The sequence below is a fragment of the Bilophila sp. T19-St14 genome (genome assembly GCF_059728385.1).
In genome coordinates this window covers 2715916-2733412 of sequence record NZ_BAAGFT010000001.1, presented here as the reverse complement: position 1 = coordinate 2733412, position 17497 = coordinate 2715916, and the positions used below count along the sequence as shown (strand labels likewise).

Annotated in this window: 14 protein-coding genes; 7 read left to right on the top strand and 7 right to left on the bottom strand. The window is 59.0% G+C overall.

Annotation, left to right across the window (positions count from 1 at the left end; all coding sequences use genetic code 11):
* Positions 1-117 precede the first annotated feature (117 nt).
* The 3 genes from kdsB (at position 118) to AC6I1V_RS11590 (ending at position 3728) form a co-directional block, all read left to right on the top strand.
* Positions 118-882: a 3-deoxy-manno-octulosonate cytidylyltransferase gene (gene kdsB / locus AC6I1V_RS11600; protein WP_486854682.1), complete on the top strand. Its 765-nt coding sequence runs from the start codon at positions 118-120 to the stop codon at positions 880-882.
* Between the two features lie 72 nt (positions 883-954).
* Positions 955-2085: a glutamine-hydrolyzing carbamoyl-phosphate synthase small subunit gene (carA, locus tag AC6I1V_RS11595; protein WP_486854683.1), complete on the top strand. Its 1131-nt coding sequence runs from the start codon at positions 955-957 to the stop codon at positions 2083-2085.
* Between the two features lie 353 nt (positions 2086-2438).
* The gene (locus tag AC6I1V_RS11590) at positions 2439-3728 is read left to right on the top strand and encodes a histone deacetylase family protein (protein ID WP_486854684.1); all 1290 of its coding nucleotides are present in this window, start codon (positions 2439-2441) and stop codon (positions 3726-3728) included.
* A gap of 718 nt (positions 3729-4446) precedes the next feature.
* Here the strand turns inward: AC6I1V_RS11590 and AC6I1V_RS11585 are convergent.
* Complete coding sequence (locus tag AC6I1V_RS11585; RefSeq protein ID WP_308771931.1) at positions 4447-4830, bottom strand: pilus assembly FimT family protein; 384 nt, start codon at positions 4828-4830, stop codon at positions 4447-4449.
* Between the two features lie 1129 nt (positions 4831-5959).
* Between AC6I1V_RS11585 and AC6I1V_RS11580 the strand changes: the two genes are divergently transcribed.
* A complete protein-coding gene (locus AC6I1V_RS11580; RefSeq protein WP_486854685.1) occupies positions 5960-6958 on the top strand; it encodes a YheT family hydrolase in 999 nt (332 codons plus the stop codon).
* 253 nt (positions 6959-7211) lie between these two features.
* Here AC6I1V_RS11580 and aat read toward each other — a convergent pair whose 3' ends face one another.
* Positions 7212-7892, bottom strand: a complete 681-nt coding sequence (gene aat, locus AC6I1V_RS11575; RefSeq protein ID WP_308771932.1) for a leucyl/phenylalanyl-tRNA--protein transferase — start codon at positions 7890-7892, stop codon at positions 7212-7214.
* Positions 7893-7991: 99 nt separating this feature from the next.
* Here aat and AC6I1V_RS11570 point away from each other — a divergent pair, with 99 nt between their 5' ends.
* On the top strand, positions 7992-8750 hold the full coding sequence (locus tag AC6I1V_RS11570) for a sulfite exporter TauE/SafE family protein (protein WP_486854686.1): 759 nt from the start codon (positions 7992-7994) through the stop codon (positions 8748-8750).
* Positions 8751-9154: 404 nt separating this feature from the next.
* Here the strand turns inward: AC6I1V_RS11570 and clpA are convergent, their stop codons facing one another.
* The 5 genes from clpA to AC6I1V_RS11545 all read right to left on the bottom strand — a co-directional run bounded on the left by clpA (position 9155) and on the right by AC6I1V_RS11545 (position 16584).
* Positions 9155-11428, bottom strand: a complete 2274-nt coding sequence (clpA, locus tag AC6I1V_RS11565) for an ATP-dependent Clp protease ATP-binding subunit ClpA (RefSeq protein ID WP_486849978.1) — start codon at positions 11426-11428, stop codon at positions 9155-9157.
* Positions 11425-11700 (bottom strand): ATP-dependent Clp protease adapter ClpS, encoded by a 276-nt coding sequence (gene clpS / locus AC6I1V_RS11560; RefSeq protein WP_374044387.1) that lies wholly within the window; start codon positions 11698-11700, stop codon positions 11425-11427. Before clpS ends, clpA begins: the two co-directional genes overlap by 4 nt.
* Positions 11701-11911: 211 nt before the next feature.
* Positions 11912-13261 (bottom strand): DNA repair protein RadA, encoded by a 1350-nt coding sequence (radA, locus tag AC6I1V_RS11555; RefSeq protein ID WP_302551497.1) that lies wholly within the window; start codon positions 13259-13261, stop codon positions 11912-11914.
* Between the two features lie 219 nt (positions 13262-13480).
* Positions 13481-15175 carry a potassium channel family protein gene (locus AC6I1V_RS11550; RefSeq protein WP_486854359.1) on the bottom strand — a complete coding sequence of 565 codons (1695 nt, stop codon included), beginning with the start codon at positions 15173-15175 and terminating at the stop codon, positions 13481-13483.
* Positions 15176-15177: 2 nt separating this feature from the next.
* On the bottom strand, positions 15178-16584 hold the full coding sequence (locus AC6I1V_RS11545) for a mannose-1-phosphate guanylyltransferase/mannose-6-phosphate isomerase (RefSeq protein ID WP_337431068.1): 1407 nt from the start codon (positions 16582-16584) through the stop codon (positions 15178-15180).
* Positions 16585-16700: 116 nt separating this feature from the next.
* Here AC6I1V_RS11545 and AC6I1V_RS11540 point away from each other — a divergent pair, with 116 nt between their 5' ends.
* Complete coding sequence (locus tag AC6I1V_RS11540; protein ID WP_486854360.1) at positions 16701-17156, top strand: hypothetical protein; 456 nt, start codon at positions 16701-16703, stop codon at positions 17154-17156.
* Positions 17153-17461, top strand: a complete 309-nt coding sequence (locus tag AC6I1V_RS11535; protein ID WP_486854361.1) for a hypothetical protein — start codon at positions 17153-17155, stop codon at positions 17459-17461. Before AC6I1V_RS11540 ends, AC6I1V_RS11535 begins: the two co-directional genes overlap by 4 nt.
* Positions 17462-17497: the final 36 nt, after the last annotated feature.

Below are 17497 nucleotides of genomic sequence, written 5' to 3'. Positions count from 1 at the left end.
CCCTCCCCGCCCCCCCGGTATCCTTTTCCGTCCATACCCCGCTTCAAAAAAAGGGTTTATTGCGGAAAGGAATATTGCTATACCTGCGGGGAACGGGCATCGGCCCACGGGGGAAAGATGAACACATCCATTCCATGCTACGGCATCATTCCGGCGCGTTACGATTCTTCGCGTTTTCCGGGAAAGCCGCTTGCCGACATTTGGGGGCGCCCCATGTTCTGGCATGTCTACGCCCACGCGAAACGCGCCTCGGTGCTCAGGGACATAATGCTTGCCACGGACGACGAACGCATTGCGGAAGCCGCCCTTGAATGGGAAATCCCCTGCGTCATGACCCGCCGCGACCACGCCAGCGGAACGGATCGGGTTTTCGAGGCCGCTTCAAAGCTCGGCGTCGAGCCCCACGCCGTCATCGTGAACATACAGGGCGACGAGCCCGCGCTGGACCCCGCCGTCATCGGGCAGCTCGTGCAGCCTTTCCTTGACCGGACGGTGCAGGTGAGCACCCTCGCCACGCCGATTTCGCCGGAACGTGCGGCTTCCCCCAATCAGGTGAAGGTCGTGACGGCGGCCAACGGCGACGCGCTGTATTTTTCCCGTTCGCGCATCCCCTTCGACCGCGAGGGCGGGGACGGGGAAATCCTGGGGCACATCGGCCTGTATGCCTTCCGCATGGGGGCGCTGGAACGGTTCGTCGGCCTGCCGCAGTCCCCGCTGGAAAAGCGGGAAAAACTGGAACAACTGCGCTTTTTGGAAAACGGCGTCCCCGTCCGCGTAGTCCGCGTGGAAGGCTATGAAGCCCACGGCGTGGACACCCCGGAAGATCTGGAAACCATCCGCGGGCTGCTCGCGGAGCACACCTGCAAAAGCTGCGTCCGTTGATGCGGGTGTAAGCGCGACTTTGACAAATGCAACGGCGGGACTGCCGCCACGCTTCAACATAACGGAGACGGAATGAAGGCGCTATTGGCTCTTGAAGACGGTTTTGTACTTGAAGGACGTTCCTTTACCGGCCCCTGTGAGGGCGGCGGGGAAGTCATTTTCAACACCGGCATGACCGGGTATCAGGAGATCCTTACCGATCCCTCCTATTACGGCCAGATGGTGTGCATGACGTGGCCCCTGATCGGCAACTACGGGATCAATGCCGAAGACATGGAATCCGGCAGAGTCCACGCCGCGGCCCTTATCGTCAAAGAGTGCTGCAAGACGCCCTCCAACTGGCGCTCCGTGTGTTCCCTGCCCGACTTCCTGCAACAGCACGGCGTCCCCGGCATCGAGGGCATCGACACCCGCGCCCTGACCCGCCACCTGCGCATGCACGGAGCCATGCGCGGCATGGTTTCCACCTCCATCACCGATCCCGCCGAGCTCGTCATGCAGGCGAAGTCCCTGCCTTCGATGGAAGGCCAGAACCTCGTCACCCGCGTGATGCCCGCTACGCCGTGGAAGTGGACGGGCAACGGCGGCGTCCCCGCCGAACTCAACGCCGACGGCTCCTACGACTGGCCGGGCGAAGGCCCGCGCCTCGTGGCCTATGACTTCGGCATCAAGTGGAACATCCTGCGCCTTCTGACCGCGCAGGGCTTCGACGTGCTGGTCGTCCCGCCGTCCTTCACCGCCGAACAGGTCAAGGCCAGCGGCGCTCAGGCCGTGTTCCTGTCCAACGGCCCCGGCGACCCGGCGACCCTCACCGACGAGATTGTGACCATCAAGAAACTTGTCGAAAGCTATCCCGTGGCGGGCATCTGCCTCGGCCACCAGCTCCTTGGCCATGCCTTGGGCGGCACGACCCGCAAGCTGAAATTCGGCCACCACGGCTGTAACCACCCGGTCAAGGATCTCGCTACCGGGCATGTGGAAATCTCTTCCCAGAACCACGGCTTCTGTGTGGACATCGACAATGTTTCCGACGTGATCGTCACCCATGTAAACCTGAACGACGGCACGCTGGAAGGTTTTGCCCACAAAACCAAACCCATCCTTGCCGTGCAGCACCACCCCGAAGCCTGCCCCGGCCCCATCGACAGCCAGTATTTCTTTGCCCGCTTCCGTGGCATGGTGCGCGACGCGGTAGGGTTCTAGTTTTTTATTGGGGAAGGGAGGAGGACTTTTCTGGGGAAGGGCACCCTACGGTTCTCCCTCCCCATCCCCAAAGCTGTACATACGGCCCTTCCTCACCCAAGGCGTTTGGCCTTATTGAACGCCTGCTTGATCGGATTTCCCCGCGTATCCAGACGCCTGAGCGTTCACACGTTCGGGCGTTTTCCTCAAACAAAAGGCTCTCTTCTTCCGCTGGAACGAACTCCCTCCGCAGCCTCGCCCACCAGCCGAACTGTCTGGGAAGATGAGGGATGGGGGGCCGGAGGAAGGAAAAAGGCTCCCTTTTCAGGGATTTTCTTCTCCCTGCCCCAGTTATCTCACAAAGGAATATCCCCATGAACAAACGAACCCTTGGCGTCGTCTTCTTCCCGGCGTTCGACTGGGCGATCAGCCCGACGCACCCGGAACGCGAAGAGCGCCTGTTGTATACGCAGGATCAGCTCCGTGAGGAAGGGTTGTTCGACCTTCCGGGCATTACCGAGTACAAACCCGGCGTAGCCACTTATGAAAATATCGAGCGGGTACACTTCTGCCTGCCGAACGCCGGGCGCGTGTGCTCCGCATCGCACCTCGCCTCGGCGGGAGGCGCCATCCGGGCCGGTGAGCTCGTGCTTTCCGGGGAACGTGAACGGGCCTTCGCCTTGGTGCGGCCTCCGGGACATCACGCCATGCGCGTCACCCACGGCAACCGCGGCTTCTGCAACGTGAACATGGAAGCCGTGATGATCGAAAACCTGCGCAGCCGCTTCGGGCCGCTGCGTGTGGCCATCGTTGATACCGACTGCCATCATGGGGACGGCACGCAGGACATTTACTGGAACGATCCCGATACGCTGTTCATTTCAATGCATCAGGACGGCAGGACGCTGTATCCCGGCACGGGGTTCCTGCCGGAATGCGGCGGCCCCGGCGCGCTTGGGCGGACGGTGAACATCCCTCTTCCGCCTGGAACCGGGGACGAAGGTTACCTATACGTTACAAAAAACGTGGTGCTGCCGCTGTTGGAGGCGTTCAAACCCGACTTGGTGATCAACTCGGCGGGGCAAGACAACCACTATACCGATCCCCTCACCAATATGCAGCTTTCCGCGCACGGCTACGCCGCCATGAACGCGCTCCTCAATCCGCATATCGCCGTGCTTGAGGGCGGTTACTCCATCCGCGGCGCCCTGCCCTACGTCAATCTCGGCATCTGCCTCGCGCTGGCGGGCCTGCCGTTTGAACACGTCCATGAACCGGATCACGACGCCAAGGCGCTCAGGCAGCGCCCGCAAGTCACGGAATACATTTCGCGCCTCTGCGACGATGTTCTGAATCAGTACCACAACCCGCCGTCCCGCCCCTCCGAAGGCCGTCGCGACGGCGAATGGTGGCGGCGCGAGCGGGACATCTATTACGACACCGACGGCCTCAGCGAACACCAGAATGAAGGCATACGGCTCTGCCCCGATTGCCCCGGCCTGACCTGCATCGAAACATCGTCGGATCGCGTCGATAAAAGTCTGTGCCTGCTTTTGCCTCGCAACGCCTGCCAGCATTGCCGGGATCTTGCCCATCGCCTCGTGGAAACGACCGGTAAAAAATCGGGCCGCTACGCGCATGTCTTGTGCATCGGCGGCCAATAAACGCAAGAAGAGAAAGAAAGAAAGAAAGAAAGAAAGAAAGAAAGAAAGAAAGAAAGAAAGAAAGAAAGCCTCCCCTTCTTGAAGAGGGGAGGCTCCTTTAGGATAATGCTCTATTATAATACGTGGTTGTTTCATCTCCACAGCACGATGAAAATACAGCCTTTTTCTCCAGTTTTCCCCTTGGCGGACTTATGGCTGAGACATTTTATTGGTTATTCCCTTCGAGTTTCAAGAAAAAAGGCATCAACCATTTTCTATGACACCGCCTAGGCTGTGTCGTCATTCAATATATAACTATTTGAAATTATTTAAAATAAATCCTTGCAACCTAAAAATAGCTTAATAATTTCAAATAATTATAGATAACATAACGACACAACCTGGGATAATAATCCGTCAGGTTGCGTCAGAGTAACCGGCTGGCATTTCCTTTTTAAAATTTCAAATAATGACTCAGTAAAAGCACAGCCATAACGCTGTGCTATCGGAAAACGGAAGAAGGGGGCTGTCGGCTTCACTCCGCTGTGGAGATGAAACGCTCATCCCCTATGATACAGCCATCAGAGTAACCGGCTGGCATTTCCTTTTTAAAATTTCAAATAATAACTCAGTAAAAGCACAGCCATAACGCTGTGCTATCGGAAAACGGAAGAAGGGGGCTGTCGGCTTCACTCCGCTGTGGAGATGAAACGCTCATCCCCTATGATACAGCCATCGGTTAATCACAGAGGGGCTCTTCAAAGTCGATTGTGTATGTCCCGCCAATCGCTTCATTCGTTGCCGTGACTTTGCTGCCTTCATAGGTGACTTTCCAATCCGTGCCATAGTCCGCTGCGTCACCGTCATTGCCAAAAGCTTCTATCTTCGCAGCATGCGACGCATCGCTGCATGTCTTGTTACCTGTAAGCAACTCTTTGGCAAAACGCATATTATACCGGGCAATAGCCTCGGCAGCAACAGCAGAGGCCGCTTTGTCCGCCGCCTCTTTTTGCAGATCATAATATTTCGGCACCGCGACGGCGGCGAGAATGCCTAAAATGACCAGTACCGAAATGATTTCAATAAGCGTAAACCCCAACTGCCCTTTCTTAGTTTTTTGCATACATTTTCCTCAACATACGAAGATATGAATAATAAAACAAAGAAAGGCATATCAATAATGCCTCTGCATTTTTTTGTCTATATCAGTTGAGAAAAAATAGACTAATACATATTTTAGTTCAAAAGAGCTTGTTCCTTATCGTGCCGCCAAGGGTGGGAAAAACGCCAAATCCTATCTGCTTTTTTAGTATCCATCATTGATTACATATTATTAGGAATAAAAAGTGATTCACCTGCTCTGGATAAAAACCATTCTGACGCAATGGAACATCGTTTTATATTTATAGATAAATAATTATCGTATTTTTCTGTTCTCCCTGAAACAAACATCTATATAAGGGAAACATATTCCTTTATCCCGTCACCTCGGAAGGCGCAAAACGAAACCGGCAGGTCTGTATAAGCTGAAACAAAAGGGCTGAAAGGGATGGCGGCATCCTCGCAAGGCTCCCCCTGCTGAGTCCACCTTGCCGTGATGCGGAGACATTCACGTTTTCAATAAAAATTTGCCTCTGTCATAGTATATGGTTGTTTTGTCTCAGTAACATACTGAAAGGCTGTATCATAGAAAATGGTTGATGCCTTTTTCCTTGAAGTTCGAAGAGAATAACCAATAAAATGTCTCAGCCATAAAGTCCGCCAAGGGAAAAACTGGAGAAAAAGGCTGTATTTTCACCGTGCTGAGGAGATGAAATAACCACGTATATGACAGAGCCTACTGAAATATATATTTTCTCCAATTTTTCCGCTGGTGGGCTCCATGATTGGAGGATTTTATTGGTTATTTCTTTGGAATTTCAAGAAATGAGGCATCAACCGTTTTCTATGACACAGCCGAAATTTTACTTTAATTAGTTGAAATTAAAATATTTTTTGAAAACCATCAAAAAAAATGTCTCGTGCGGCCGCATCCGAATAGATGCCGCATGTCCCCCCTCAAAAAACGCCATGCCGCCACAACGAATGAAACGTAAGGCCCCCGCGATGAATCTTTGCTCCTGATTCAGGATGAAAGTAGCGTCGGTTCCGCCTTTCGCTCAGGGCCGCCTCAGGTTGTCTAACCGGGTGGGCAGATGGCGCGGCATGGTGTACAAAACAAGGGACAACCATGTAACCGCTATGAGGAAGCCATGCCCGTCGTCAATCATTCGTCCTATAATTCTCCCATATGGTTACGTAACGGTCACTTACAAACCATCTGGCCCGTGCTGTTCCGCAATCCCCCTCTGCCTTCCCTCTGGCGCGAACGCCTTGAGACCCCCGACGGCGACTTCATCGACATTGATCATATCCCCGCCTGTGCGGGCATCCGTTCCGGGCGCGTAGCCATCCTGTCGCACGGACTCGAAGGGAACAGCACACGCCGGTATATGCTCGGCATGGCGGAAGCCCTCAACCGCCGGGGCTGGGATGTGGTGGCCCGGAATTTCAGGGGGTGTTCCGGCGAAATGAACCGTACGCTTCCGCTCTACCACGGCGGGGAAACGGATGATCTGCACCTTGTCGTGCGGCACTGCGTCTCCCTCGGCTACGGGAGCATCGTGCTTGTGGGGTTCAGCATGGGCGGCAACCAAACGCTCAAGTACCTCGGAGAGCGCGGCCGGGCCATCCCTTCGCAGGTAAGCGCCGCCGTCGCCCTTTCCGTCCCGTGCGACATGGAAGGCGCGGCGGAAGTCCTTTCCCTCCCCTCCCGTGCTCCGTATATGGCCTATTTCCTGCGGACGCTGCGGCGGAAGGTCGAAGCAAAACATTCCCGATTCCCTGATCAGATCGGCATCGACGGGCTCGGCCGCATCCGTACGTTCAGTGAATTCGACGACCGCTATACCGCCCCGCTGCACGGCTTTCGTTCCGCACGCCATTATTGGCGCGAAAGCGGCTGCCTGCGCTTTCTGGAGCACATTGATGTGCCCTTCCTGCTGATCAATGCCTCGGACGACCCCTTCCTTTCGCCGGGCTGCTATCCGAGCCGCATTGCGGAAACGAATACGGCCATGACGCTGGAAATGCCCCCTTGGGGCGGGCACGTAGGATTCGTCACGCCGGGGAACGCCCTCTATTGGTCAGAGAGGCGTGCGGCGGATTTTCTGGAATCCGTGTGTGGAAGCGTCAACAATACCATACAGTAACATTTACATATCCCCCGGCGGCATGGAACCTGTCCCCCGTACCACCGCAAAACAAAAGGCCCTTTCGCAAGAACGGGCCTTTTGTTTTAGGCTGTGCCATAGGAAACGGCTGATGCCTTATTTCTCAAAAATTCCAATGGAATATCCAATAAAACGCCTCAACCATGGAGTCCATCGGCGGAAAACTGAGGGAAAAAGCCGCTCTTTTCACCATACTGTGGAGATGGAACAACCATATGCTCAGAGCCTTCTTTTAGGCGTATCCATCGCGGCGGAGGGCCTTCCGAAGCTGTTGCAGAAAATCATGCCGAGGGATACATTCCGCGCCGTAACGCATGATGTGGTTCGTTGCCATCTGGCAGTCGACCAATTGGCAATGCCGCGTTTTCAGCCACTCCATCAGCCTGACCAACGCCAGCTTGGATGCGTGGGGGCGCACGTGGAACATGGATTCCCCGAAAAACGCCCTCCCCAGCCCGACCCCGTACAGGCCGCCCACAAGCGTATTTCCGGCCGCGTCATGCTCCCACACTTCAACGGAATGGGCAAAACCCAGTTCATGCAGGCTGGCGTAGGCATCCACCATTTCAGGCATGATCCACGTCCCGTCCTGATCCGGACGCGGTGCAGCCGCGCATCCCGTCATGACCTCGCGAAAAGCCTGATTGACGGTCACGGAAAAGCCGCACTTGCGTATCTCCCTGCGGACGGTGTGCGGAATGCGGAAGTTTTCAGGAAACAGGACGCACCGGGGATCAGGCGACCACCAGAGCAAAGGCTGGCCTTCCCCATACCACGGGAAAATCCCGGCGCTGTAGGCCGCCAGCAGGCGGCGGACGCTCAGGTCGCCGCCGACCGCCACAAGCCCCTCCGGATCGGCCCCCTCCGGATCAGGAAACAGTTCCGGATAATCGGGATGCAGGCGGTATATCATGCGCCGCCCTCCCATAGGGGAAGGTTTTCCGTATGGGACAGGGGCCTACGCTTTTTGTCGACTTTCAACACCAATGTATTCAGCTCCGGGGAAGTTTTCATGCTCCTGACCGTATCTCTCCTCTGCATCGTCACCTTTCTTGCGGGACTCATCGACAGCATCGCCGGAGGCGGCGGGCTGCTCAGGCTGCCGGCCATCCTGATCGCGGGGGTTTCGCCGCAGCAGGCGCTCGGCACCAACAAGTTCGTCGGTGCGATGGGCACGGGCGCGGCCATGCTCAACTTCGCCCGCAAGGGGCTCATCCTGTGGAAACTGGCCTGCGTCGGCATCCCCTGTGCCCTGCTCGGTTCCGCGGTCGGCAGCAAGTGCATCCTCGCCTTCGATCCCCAGACTGCCGGGAAAATCCTGATCGCCCTGCTCCCCGTAGCAGCCATGATAACCCTGATCCCCCGGCGCTCCAAGCCGTGCAAGGACAGCTTCACCTCAAAAGACATCTGCCTGCTGACCCCGCTCATCTGTTTCAGCGTCGGTTTCTATGACGGCTTCTTCGGGCCCGGCGCGGGCAGCTTCTTCATCATCGCCTTCAACGTCTGCCTGCGCATGAACCTCATTCAGGCTTCCGCGCTGACCAAGGTCTTCAACCTTTCCTCCAACCTCGGCTCGCTGTTTGTCTTCCTGTATCACGGCGACGTGCTTTTTCTCTACGCCATCCCCATGACCGTGGCCGACGTGCTCGGCAACCTCACCGGCAGCCAGCTCGCCATCCGTACCGGCCCGACCATCGTCCGCCGTTTTCTGCTCCTCTCGCTCGTCATTTTGTTCGTTTCCCTTATTTGGAAGTATTATTTCGCTGGGTAGGAGGAAGGAGGAAAGAGGGACTTGGAGGGGGGAAGAGGGGACTTTCTGGAGAAAGTCCCCTCTTCCCCCCTCCAAACCTCCCCCCTTCTCCCCCAAAGACTTTCGACTGGTGGGGAGGCGGCGCGAAAGGAGTTCGTTCCACTCCGATGCAGCGAAGAAAGACGGAAGATGAAAAAGCCCGAACAGAGTTGTTCGGGCTTCTCTTTTTTCTGCACGAAACGGATTTGCCATCAAAAAATATTACAATTCGCATTCTATCGCCCACAGGGAATGCGGGCAACAGGGATTCAATAAAAATGAACGTCTTTGGAAGAGGAGGGATGGGGGTTTGGGGGAAGGGAGGAGAAAGCCTTTCTTCAGAAAGGTTTCTCCTCCCTTCCCCCAATCTTCACCAATCTTCCCCCCTACTTTTCCTCAAACGTCAAGACCAGCTTGTCGCCGCCTTCTTCGGGCTCATCCACGATGACCGTACCGCCCTTGACGAGGCGGCCGAAGAGGACTTCCCCGGCCAGCGGATCTTCCAGGGCCTCGCGGAGGAGGCGCTGCAAGGGACGCGCGCCGAGCTTGGCGTCATAGCCTTCCTTGGCCAGCCAGCTCCGGGCTTCGGGCGTCAGGGTCAGGTTGACCTTCTTGTCGGCAAGGCCCTTGCCCATTTCGGCTATGCACTTGTCCACAATCATGCCCATCAGGTCGGGCGTCAGGGCATTGAACGGCACCAACGCATCCAAGCGGTTGCGGAATTCGGGGCTGAACATCGCCTCCACAGCCTTGCGGCCGCGCTGCGCCGCACTCTGGGCCACCTTGCCCGCAGGGGCCTCAATGAAGCCCATCGGCGAGGCATCCATATCCCGGACGCCCGCATTGGAGGTCATGATCAGGACGACGTTCTTGAAGTCGGCCTTGCGGCCCGTGTTGTCCGTCAGCGTCCCGTAGTCCATCACCTGCAACAGCACGTTGAAGATGTCGGGATGCGCCTTTTCGATTTCGTCCATCAGCACCACGGCATAAGGCGTCTTGCGCACGGCCTCGGTCAGCAGGCCGCCCTGATCAAAGCCCACATAGCCGGGAGGCGCGCCGATAAGCCGCGACACGGCATGTTTTTCCATATACTCGCTCATGTCGAAACGCAGGAAGGCGACGCCCATGCGCTCGGCAAGCCGCTTGGCGAGCTCCGTCTTGCCGACCCCGGTGGGCCCATAGAAAAGGAACGAACCGGCGGGGCGATCCGTCCTGCCGAGCCCGGCCCGCGAACGCAGGATGGCACGGGTCACGATGTCCACCGCTTCATCCTGCCCGAACAGCACGGAACGGAGGTCATCCTTGAGCGTCTTCAGGCGGTCGCGCTCCTTGCCCGACACGGTGCGGGCGGGAATCCCGGCCATACGGGCCACAATACGTTCCACGTCCTGACGCGAAACCGAAGAGCCGGATTTGAAGCCCGGACGCAGCCGCACGGAAGCCCCGGCTTCATCCATGACGTCGATGGCCTTGTCGGGCAGCAGGCGATCCTGCACGTGGCGGGCGGAGAGCTCCACCGCCGCCCGCAGGGACGATGCGGAGTAGCGCACGTTATGGTGCTTCTCATAGTGGGGCTGGAGGCCCTTGAGGATGTCCACGCACTCGTCCAGCGAAGGCTCCTTGATGTCCACTTTCTGAAAACGCCGGGCCAACGCACGATCCTTTTCAAAGTGGTTGCGGAACTCGTCGTAGGTCGTCGAGCCGATGCAGCGGAGCTTGCCTTCGGCAAGGATGGGCTTCAACAGGTTGGAAGCGTCCATTGAGCCCCCGCTGGTGGAACCCGCGCCCACAATGGTGTGGATTTCGTCAATAAACAGGATCGCACCGGGGATCTTCTGCAACGCCCCGACCACGGCCTTGATGCGGCCTTCAAAGTCGCCGCGGTAACGCGCCCCGGCGAGCACCGCCCCAAGATCAAGGGAATAGATTTTCGTATCCTTGAACTCCTGCGGCACATTGCCGCTGACGATGCGCAGGGCCAGGCCTTCCGCAATGGCGGTCTTCCCGGTTCCGGGATCGCCCACGTACAGCGGATTGTTCTTACGGCGCCGGGCGAGGATTTCGATGGAACGCGACAGCTCCATCTCGCGACCGACCAACGGATCGAGTTTGCCTTCACGGGCGCGGGCCGTCAGATCCACCGTGTAGCGGGCCAGAGCGTCCTTGGCCGATTCAGCGCCGCCTTCGCCCCCTCCAGATTCCGAGGATGATCCGCCTTCCGCCTCTTCGTCGTTGTTGGAGATGCTCTCCAGCACGGCAAGCCGGGTGATGCCCTGCTTTTTCAGGCAGTAGGCAGCCCACGAATATTCCTCTTCCTCAAGGATCGCAGCGAGCACGTCGCCGACCTCAACGCCAATCTCCTCATCCCGTCCCGCGCTTTTGACATGCGCCAGCGCGTTGTCCAGCACACGCTGGACGGCGAGCGTCTGATAAACGTCTTTGGTGGGCTCGGCGAGGCTTTCCATATATGTTTTGAAAAAATGATCGAGGGCCTGCCGCAGCACGGGCGCACTGCCGCCGCACCGCTCGATGAGCTTCCTCCCGGAAGGCTCGGATGCAATGCCGTAAAGGACATGCTCCAGCGTCAGGTATTCATGCCGACGCTGTTTCAGCTCCTCCACAGCAATGCTCAATGCTTTCTGCAAGTTCTTGCCAATCATGCGCCAACCTCCTCAAGCGTGCAACGCAGGGGGTAGCCTGCCTCTCTCGCAAGGAAATGAGTTTTATTTACTTTGGTTTCGGCGATTTCATGAGGGTAGACCCCAGCAATGCCTTTTCCGCGCTTGTGTACGGCCAACATGATGTTCGTAGCCTGATCCGCCGTCTTGTGGAAAACGGTCATCAGGATATTCACGACGAACTCCATAGTCGTATAGTCATCATTGTGAAGCAGAACCTGATACATTTTCGGTTCCGCCACCTCAGCGTCCATGATGACGTCCGGTTCGCCGCCCGGAGCCGCGTGAAAGGGATTCTGGCTCATGGTTCAATCGTCCTTTTAAATAAAGAATAGTTCCTAATAGCGCGTTCGCAAGGGCTGCGCAAGGGCAACGGGAGAGCGTCATGCATTTTTTCCCCGCACGCCAAAACCGGCCCGTGGAGAATCCACACCTAATCGACTTGAGGCCCTTTCCGCTTCGCCGTCAGTTCTTGCGGCGGAACAGCCTGTCCTGCAATTCCACGACCGTGGCGATGCCGTCGCCCTCGCCCTGCGAAGGGAAAAGGATCGGTTTGTAGCCGAGCCTGCGCGCCTGCGAAAGCCGGATATCGTGCGCGGCCACAGGGCGGATCTGCCCGTTGAGATCCACCTCACCCCACAGCACGGCCCGCTCAGGCAACGGGACATCGTAGAAGGACGACAGCATCGCCGCCACAAGCGCGAGATCCATGCCCGGCTCCTGAATCTTCATGCCGCCGCCGACCTTGGCATAGATGTCCACCTGGCCGAAATTCAGGCGCAGGCGTTTTTCCAATACAGCCAAGATAAGATGCAATCGGTTGACGTCAAATCCCAGCCCCGTGCGCCGGGGGATCGACAAATAGCTGCGCGTGACCAGCGCCTGCACTTCCACGGCGAGCGGCCTTTGCCCGTCCACGGCCATGACCACCGCCGTCCCGCTCAGGCTCGCGTCGCGCGCGCCCAAAAAATAGGTTGCGGGGTCTTCAACGACTTCCAGCCCCTGCCGAACCATCTGGAAGACCAGCAATTCCTGATTCGGCCCGAAACGGTTCTTCAGCACGCGCAGAAGCCGGAACATCTGGCGCCGATCGCCTTCCAGCGAAATGACCGTATCCACCATGTGCTCAAGCAGCCTCGGCCCGGCGAGCGCACCATCCTTCGTGACATGGCCCACCAAAACCACGGTCGTGGTGCCGCGCTTGCAGGCATCGACGATTTCCGTCGCCACGGCCCGAACCTGGCTCACGTTGCCGGGCAGCCCTTCCGCGCTTTCCGACGTAAACGTCTGCACGGAGTCCATGATCAGCAGATCAGGCGCGCCGTCGCCCTCAAGCAGCGGCAGCACGTCCTCAACCCGTGAGGTCGACAGTGCCAGCAGGTTGTCATGCAGCACCCCCAGACGGCTGGCGCGATCCTTGATTTGCGGCAGCGACTCCTCGCCGCTTGCGTACAAGACCAGCTTGCCCGAAGCGGCTACGGCCCCCGCCATCTGCAAAAGGAGCGTGGACTTGCCTATGCCCGGCTCACCGCCTATGAGCAGGGCGCTTCCCGGAACGAGCCCCTTGCCGAGCACGCGATCCAGCGCATCAAGCCCCGTACCGAACGGCTCATGCCCATGATCCTCGACATGGGCCAGCGGCATGGCCTTCACAGGGCCGAGGCTCCCTATCGGGCGCTTCCGTGCACCCTCGGCGGGCGCGGCCACCAATTCCAGCGAATTCCACGCCTTGCACACGAGGCATTGCCCCCTCCACAGCGGCGACTTTGCCCCGCATTCCGTACACACATATGTTTCCTTGATCTTGCCTGCCATGAAGAAACCTTCTGAAAAAGGAGAAGACGAACACTTTATGAAATGTAGGATTTTTCCCCTGAGAAGGAAAGCACCACCCGATCAAACGAGACACAGGGAACGCGGCGAACAGGGATTCGATAAAGCCAAAAGTCTTTGAGGGAGAAGGGGGGAGGCTTGGAGGGGGGAGGAGGGAACTTTCTCCAGAAAGTTCCCTCCTCCCCCCTCCAATTGTATCGCCTAACTCGGAAAATGCTCCATGAACCGGCGCTCGGCATCGGCGGTGCCGATGAGGACAAGCACCGTATCGGGCTTCATGGGCGCGTTGGGGTCCGGGGGCACGCGCAATACGCCCTGACTCTTCAAGGCGACCACGTTGCAGTCGGTCTTTTCGCGGATGCGGCTGTCGCGCAGGCACAGGCCGACGAGGGCCGGGGGAGCCGTCACCCGGAAAATATTCAAGCCTTCGGTCAAAATGGTCACACGGCCGGGGCTGAGCAGGTTGATGATCGTGCTCGCCGCCATCGAAGCGTGCGACATCACCAGATTCGCCCCGGCGTTGTACAGGGAAGCCACGTTGCGATCGAGCGTTGAACGGCTGAGGATCTGCACGTCAGGCCGCAGCTTGCGGCAATAGATGGTCAGATAGATGTTCAGGTCGTCGTCATGCGTGGTTACGATGACGGACGGGGTTTCCATGATGTGCGCCCGCTGGAGCACCGCCAGCTCCCCGGCATTCCCAAGGATATAGCGTGGATCGTCCGGCGGCACGAGCCGGGGGTTCTTCTCGACGAGGCAGAACGGCAGGCCGCGGCGTTCCAAGGCATCCGCCGCCGCTTCCCCAACCTTGCCGCCGCCGAGGATGAGCACGGGCGTCCGGTTCGCCTTGCTCCACCGTTCGGCCTTGCGGTCATAGGCCTCAAGCTGATCCGCCGTCCCCGCGAGCAGCAGGATGGAAGCCTCGTCGATCCGGCTGTCCGGGCGCGCGGACATATAGGAGTTGCCTTCCCACAGCCCGGCCACGTTGAGGCCGAAGCGTTCGCGGAACCTGCACTCACGCAGCGTCTGCCCCATAAATTCGGTATGGATGACCGGGGCCTCGGCAAGGCACAACGTCCCGAACCGGGCAATGATGTTCGACTGGGCGCGGGTTCCGTAAACGCGGCGGGCAAGGCTCCGCCCAAGCATCTCAGTGAACGAATAGACGTGGTCACACCCCGCCAGCATGAGGATGTTCATGGCCTCCGGGTTCTCAGCGCTGGCGGCGAGCAGGGTTGACGGCGCAACTTCGCGCACCGTGGAGGCGATGTTCGTATTCCGCAGATCCCCTTCGAGCGCGGCGACCAGCGCGGCCTTGTCCGCCCGCAGGTTCCGGTAGGTGTTGGCGTCGTCGAACTCGCCGGTCACCACATTATAGCGGTTGTCGTACAGCTCCAGCGCGTGCTGCCCGTCCGGTACGAGGATGACGTACGGATAGTTGTGCTGCCGGAGCTTGCGGGCCACGCTCAGCGAGATGTCGTTGTCGCCCACCAGAACCGTATGGCCGCTGGTATCGGACGGCAGGGAGCGCGGCTTGCGCTTGTTGTTGTATTCCTCGATCCACGGCTGGTACACGAAACGGATGAACGTAAACGGCATCACGATCATGATGAGGATGATGCCCGACACCAGCACGATGATGGAGAACAATTTCCCGATGTCGCTCGTGAAGGTGATGTCCCCGAACCCCAGCGTGGACATGACGGTCAGCGTCCAGTAGACGCCTGTGATATAAGAATAATCCCGCCCTTCATAGGCCATGATCTGATGAAACACGATGCTGAACAGCGCCACCAGAACCGCCGTGAACAGCAGGAAGCCGATCACGATGCGCTGATTGCGGCGTCCCGTGGTCTGGGTCAGGAGCGCCGGAAGCAGGGTCAGGAGCAGTTTCATGGTCAGCGCCCGTAGCTGTCTTCAAGACGCACGATGTCGTCTTCCCCAAGGTAGCTGCCGGACTGGATCTCGATGATGACCAGCGGGATCATGCCGGGGTTCTTGAGCCGGTGCACGGTGCCGAGAGGAATGTAGGTGGACTGGTCTTCATGATACAGGAGCACCTTGCCGCCAACGGTGATCTCGGCCGTCCCTTCGACCACCACCCAATGCTCCGCCCGGTGGTGGTGCTTCTGGAGCGAAAGCTGGCCGCCCGGCTTGACGATGATGCGCTTCACCTGGAAACGCTCGCCCCTCGCCAGCGTTTCGTAACTCCCCCACGGGCGGTAGACCAGCGGGTGGTTTTCCGCCTCGCCGCGCCCCTGCGCTTTCAGGGACTCCACGATTTTCTTCACGTCCTGCGTGCGGGCGCGATCCGCCACCAGTACGCTGTCCGCCGTCTCCACGACCACCAGATCCGATACGCCGAGCGCGGCGACCATCCGCTTGGAGGCGTGCAGATAGCAGTTTTCCGCGCCTTCGGCGTACACATCCCCCACGAGCACGTTGCCGTCCCCGTCATGCGGGGCGGCTTCATAGAACGCCTCCCATGACCCGAGATCGCTCCAGTCGGCGGTCAGGGGAACCACGGCGGCCCGGCCCGTCTTTTCCATCACCGCGTAGTCGATGGAGTCGGCGGGCGAACTCAGGAAAGCGCCGGCGTCGGGGCGGATAAAGTCATGATCGGCGTGATGCCCTTCCCACGCCGCCCTGCACGCCGCATGGATGCCGGGGGCATGCAGGGCCAGTTCTTCAAGGTAGACGGAAGCGCGGAACAGGAACATGCCGCTGTTCCACAGATACCCCCCATCCGCCAGCATGGCCTCGGCTCTGGCGAGATCCGGCTTCTCCACAAAACGCGCCACGGCATACCCGCCCGCGGGCAGCGCCTCTCCCAAGCGGATATACCCGAACCCTGTCTCCGGCGCATCCGGCGTGATGCCGAACGTAACGATACGCCCGGACTCGGCGCAGGCACGGGCTTGCGCCACGGCTTCGGCAAAAACGGCCTGAGGTTTCAGCACATGATCGGACGGCAGCACCAGCAGCAACGGATCGTCGCCGCCGGACAACGCCGCGAACGCCGCCAGCGCAATGGCGGGCGCGGTATTCCGCCCCTTGGGCTCCAACAGAATAGTCCCGGATACGCCCTTCTGCTGCAAGGCCGCCGCCACATAAAAGCGGTGCTCTTCATTGCAGACCACCAACGGATCGGCGCTGTCCGGCAAAGCCGCCGCCCGATCCACCGTATCGCCGAACAGGGTATGCCCTCCCAGATCCATAAACTGCTTGGGATACAACGCCCTGGAGAGGGGCCAGAGGCGGGTGCCGCTGCCGCCGCATAAGACAATGGAACGTAATGTGGACATGAACACTTCCTGTCTCTTTCATTGTAACTGTATGGGATATGAAACACGCCCCGCCGAAGACGGCAACAGCCGCACGGAGGCCCCGGCCAGCGGAGAGAGGCGGAAAGGCCAACTCCATGCGGCCCGCTCCGCCGCAAATCCGCACGGAGCCATGGAACCACAACCCGTTGCCCCAGCGCCGGATCGAGGCCAGCGCCACGGATGAAAACCAAGCGCAACAGCCGCGCCGTACATCCCTCTTCCAGCGTGCTGAATGCACCAAGGCCGCACGCCCTTGGTCATGGACGGCAGAGGGATATACGCTACGGCGGGAAACGTCGGCTCCTGCGGCCCGGCGTCAAATCGTTTCCGTATCCGGGGTTTTTGCCGAAGGCAAGTTCCAAGGCGGATCCGGAACCGTACAACGCCCGCACCAGTTCGGCAAGGGCCTCGCCGGGCCGCAAACGGAACGCCGCAGCGTATCAGGGAACGCGTCCTTTTCCATATCCTGTTCCCTGCCCACCCGCCACTTCCGCAATATCCGGTTCCGCCTCTTCAGGAACAACGGCGGCATCTCCAAAGATACGGCTTGAAGAACGGCTTCCCGCGACAAGGCACGCCGTTCGGCATCGTCATAACTCCCCGCCCTTGTCCGGCATGCTCCCGGCGGTATCCGCCTTCCCCTGCGGCAGCCGCCCGGCACGCCGGACACCACCGGCTCCAGACGGGCGTGCGCACCGGCCTTTACAGCTTCCGGCAGCCGACGGCATCCGCCAGCGGCACGAATCAACGCCAACACCATGACCAGCCAGCCTCCCCAACGGTTTTCATCCCCCTGCCGTTACGGGCCACCTACGCCAGCCGACGGCACCCGAAAGGGAAAAACGTACCCGACTAGCCGCCCGCACCATGCTTAGGCTGTACGGCGCCCACA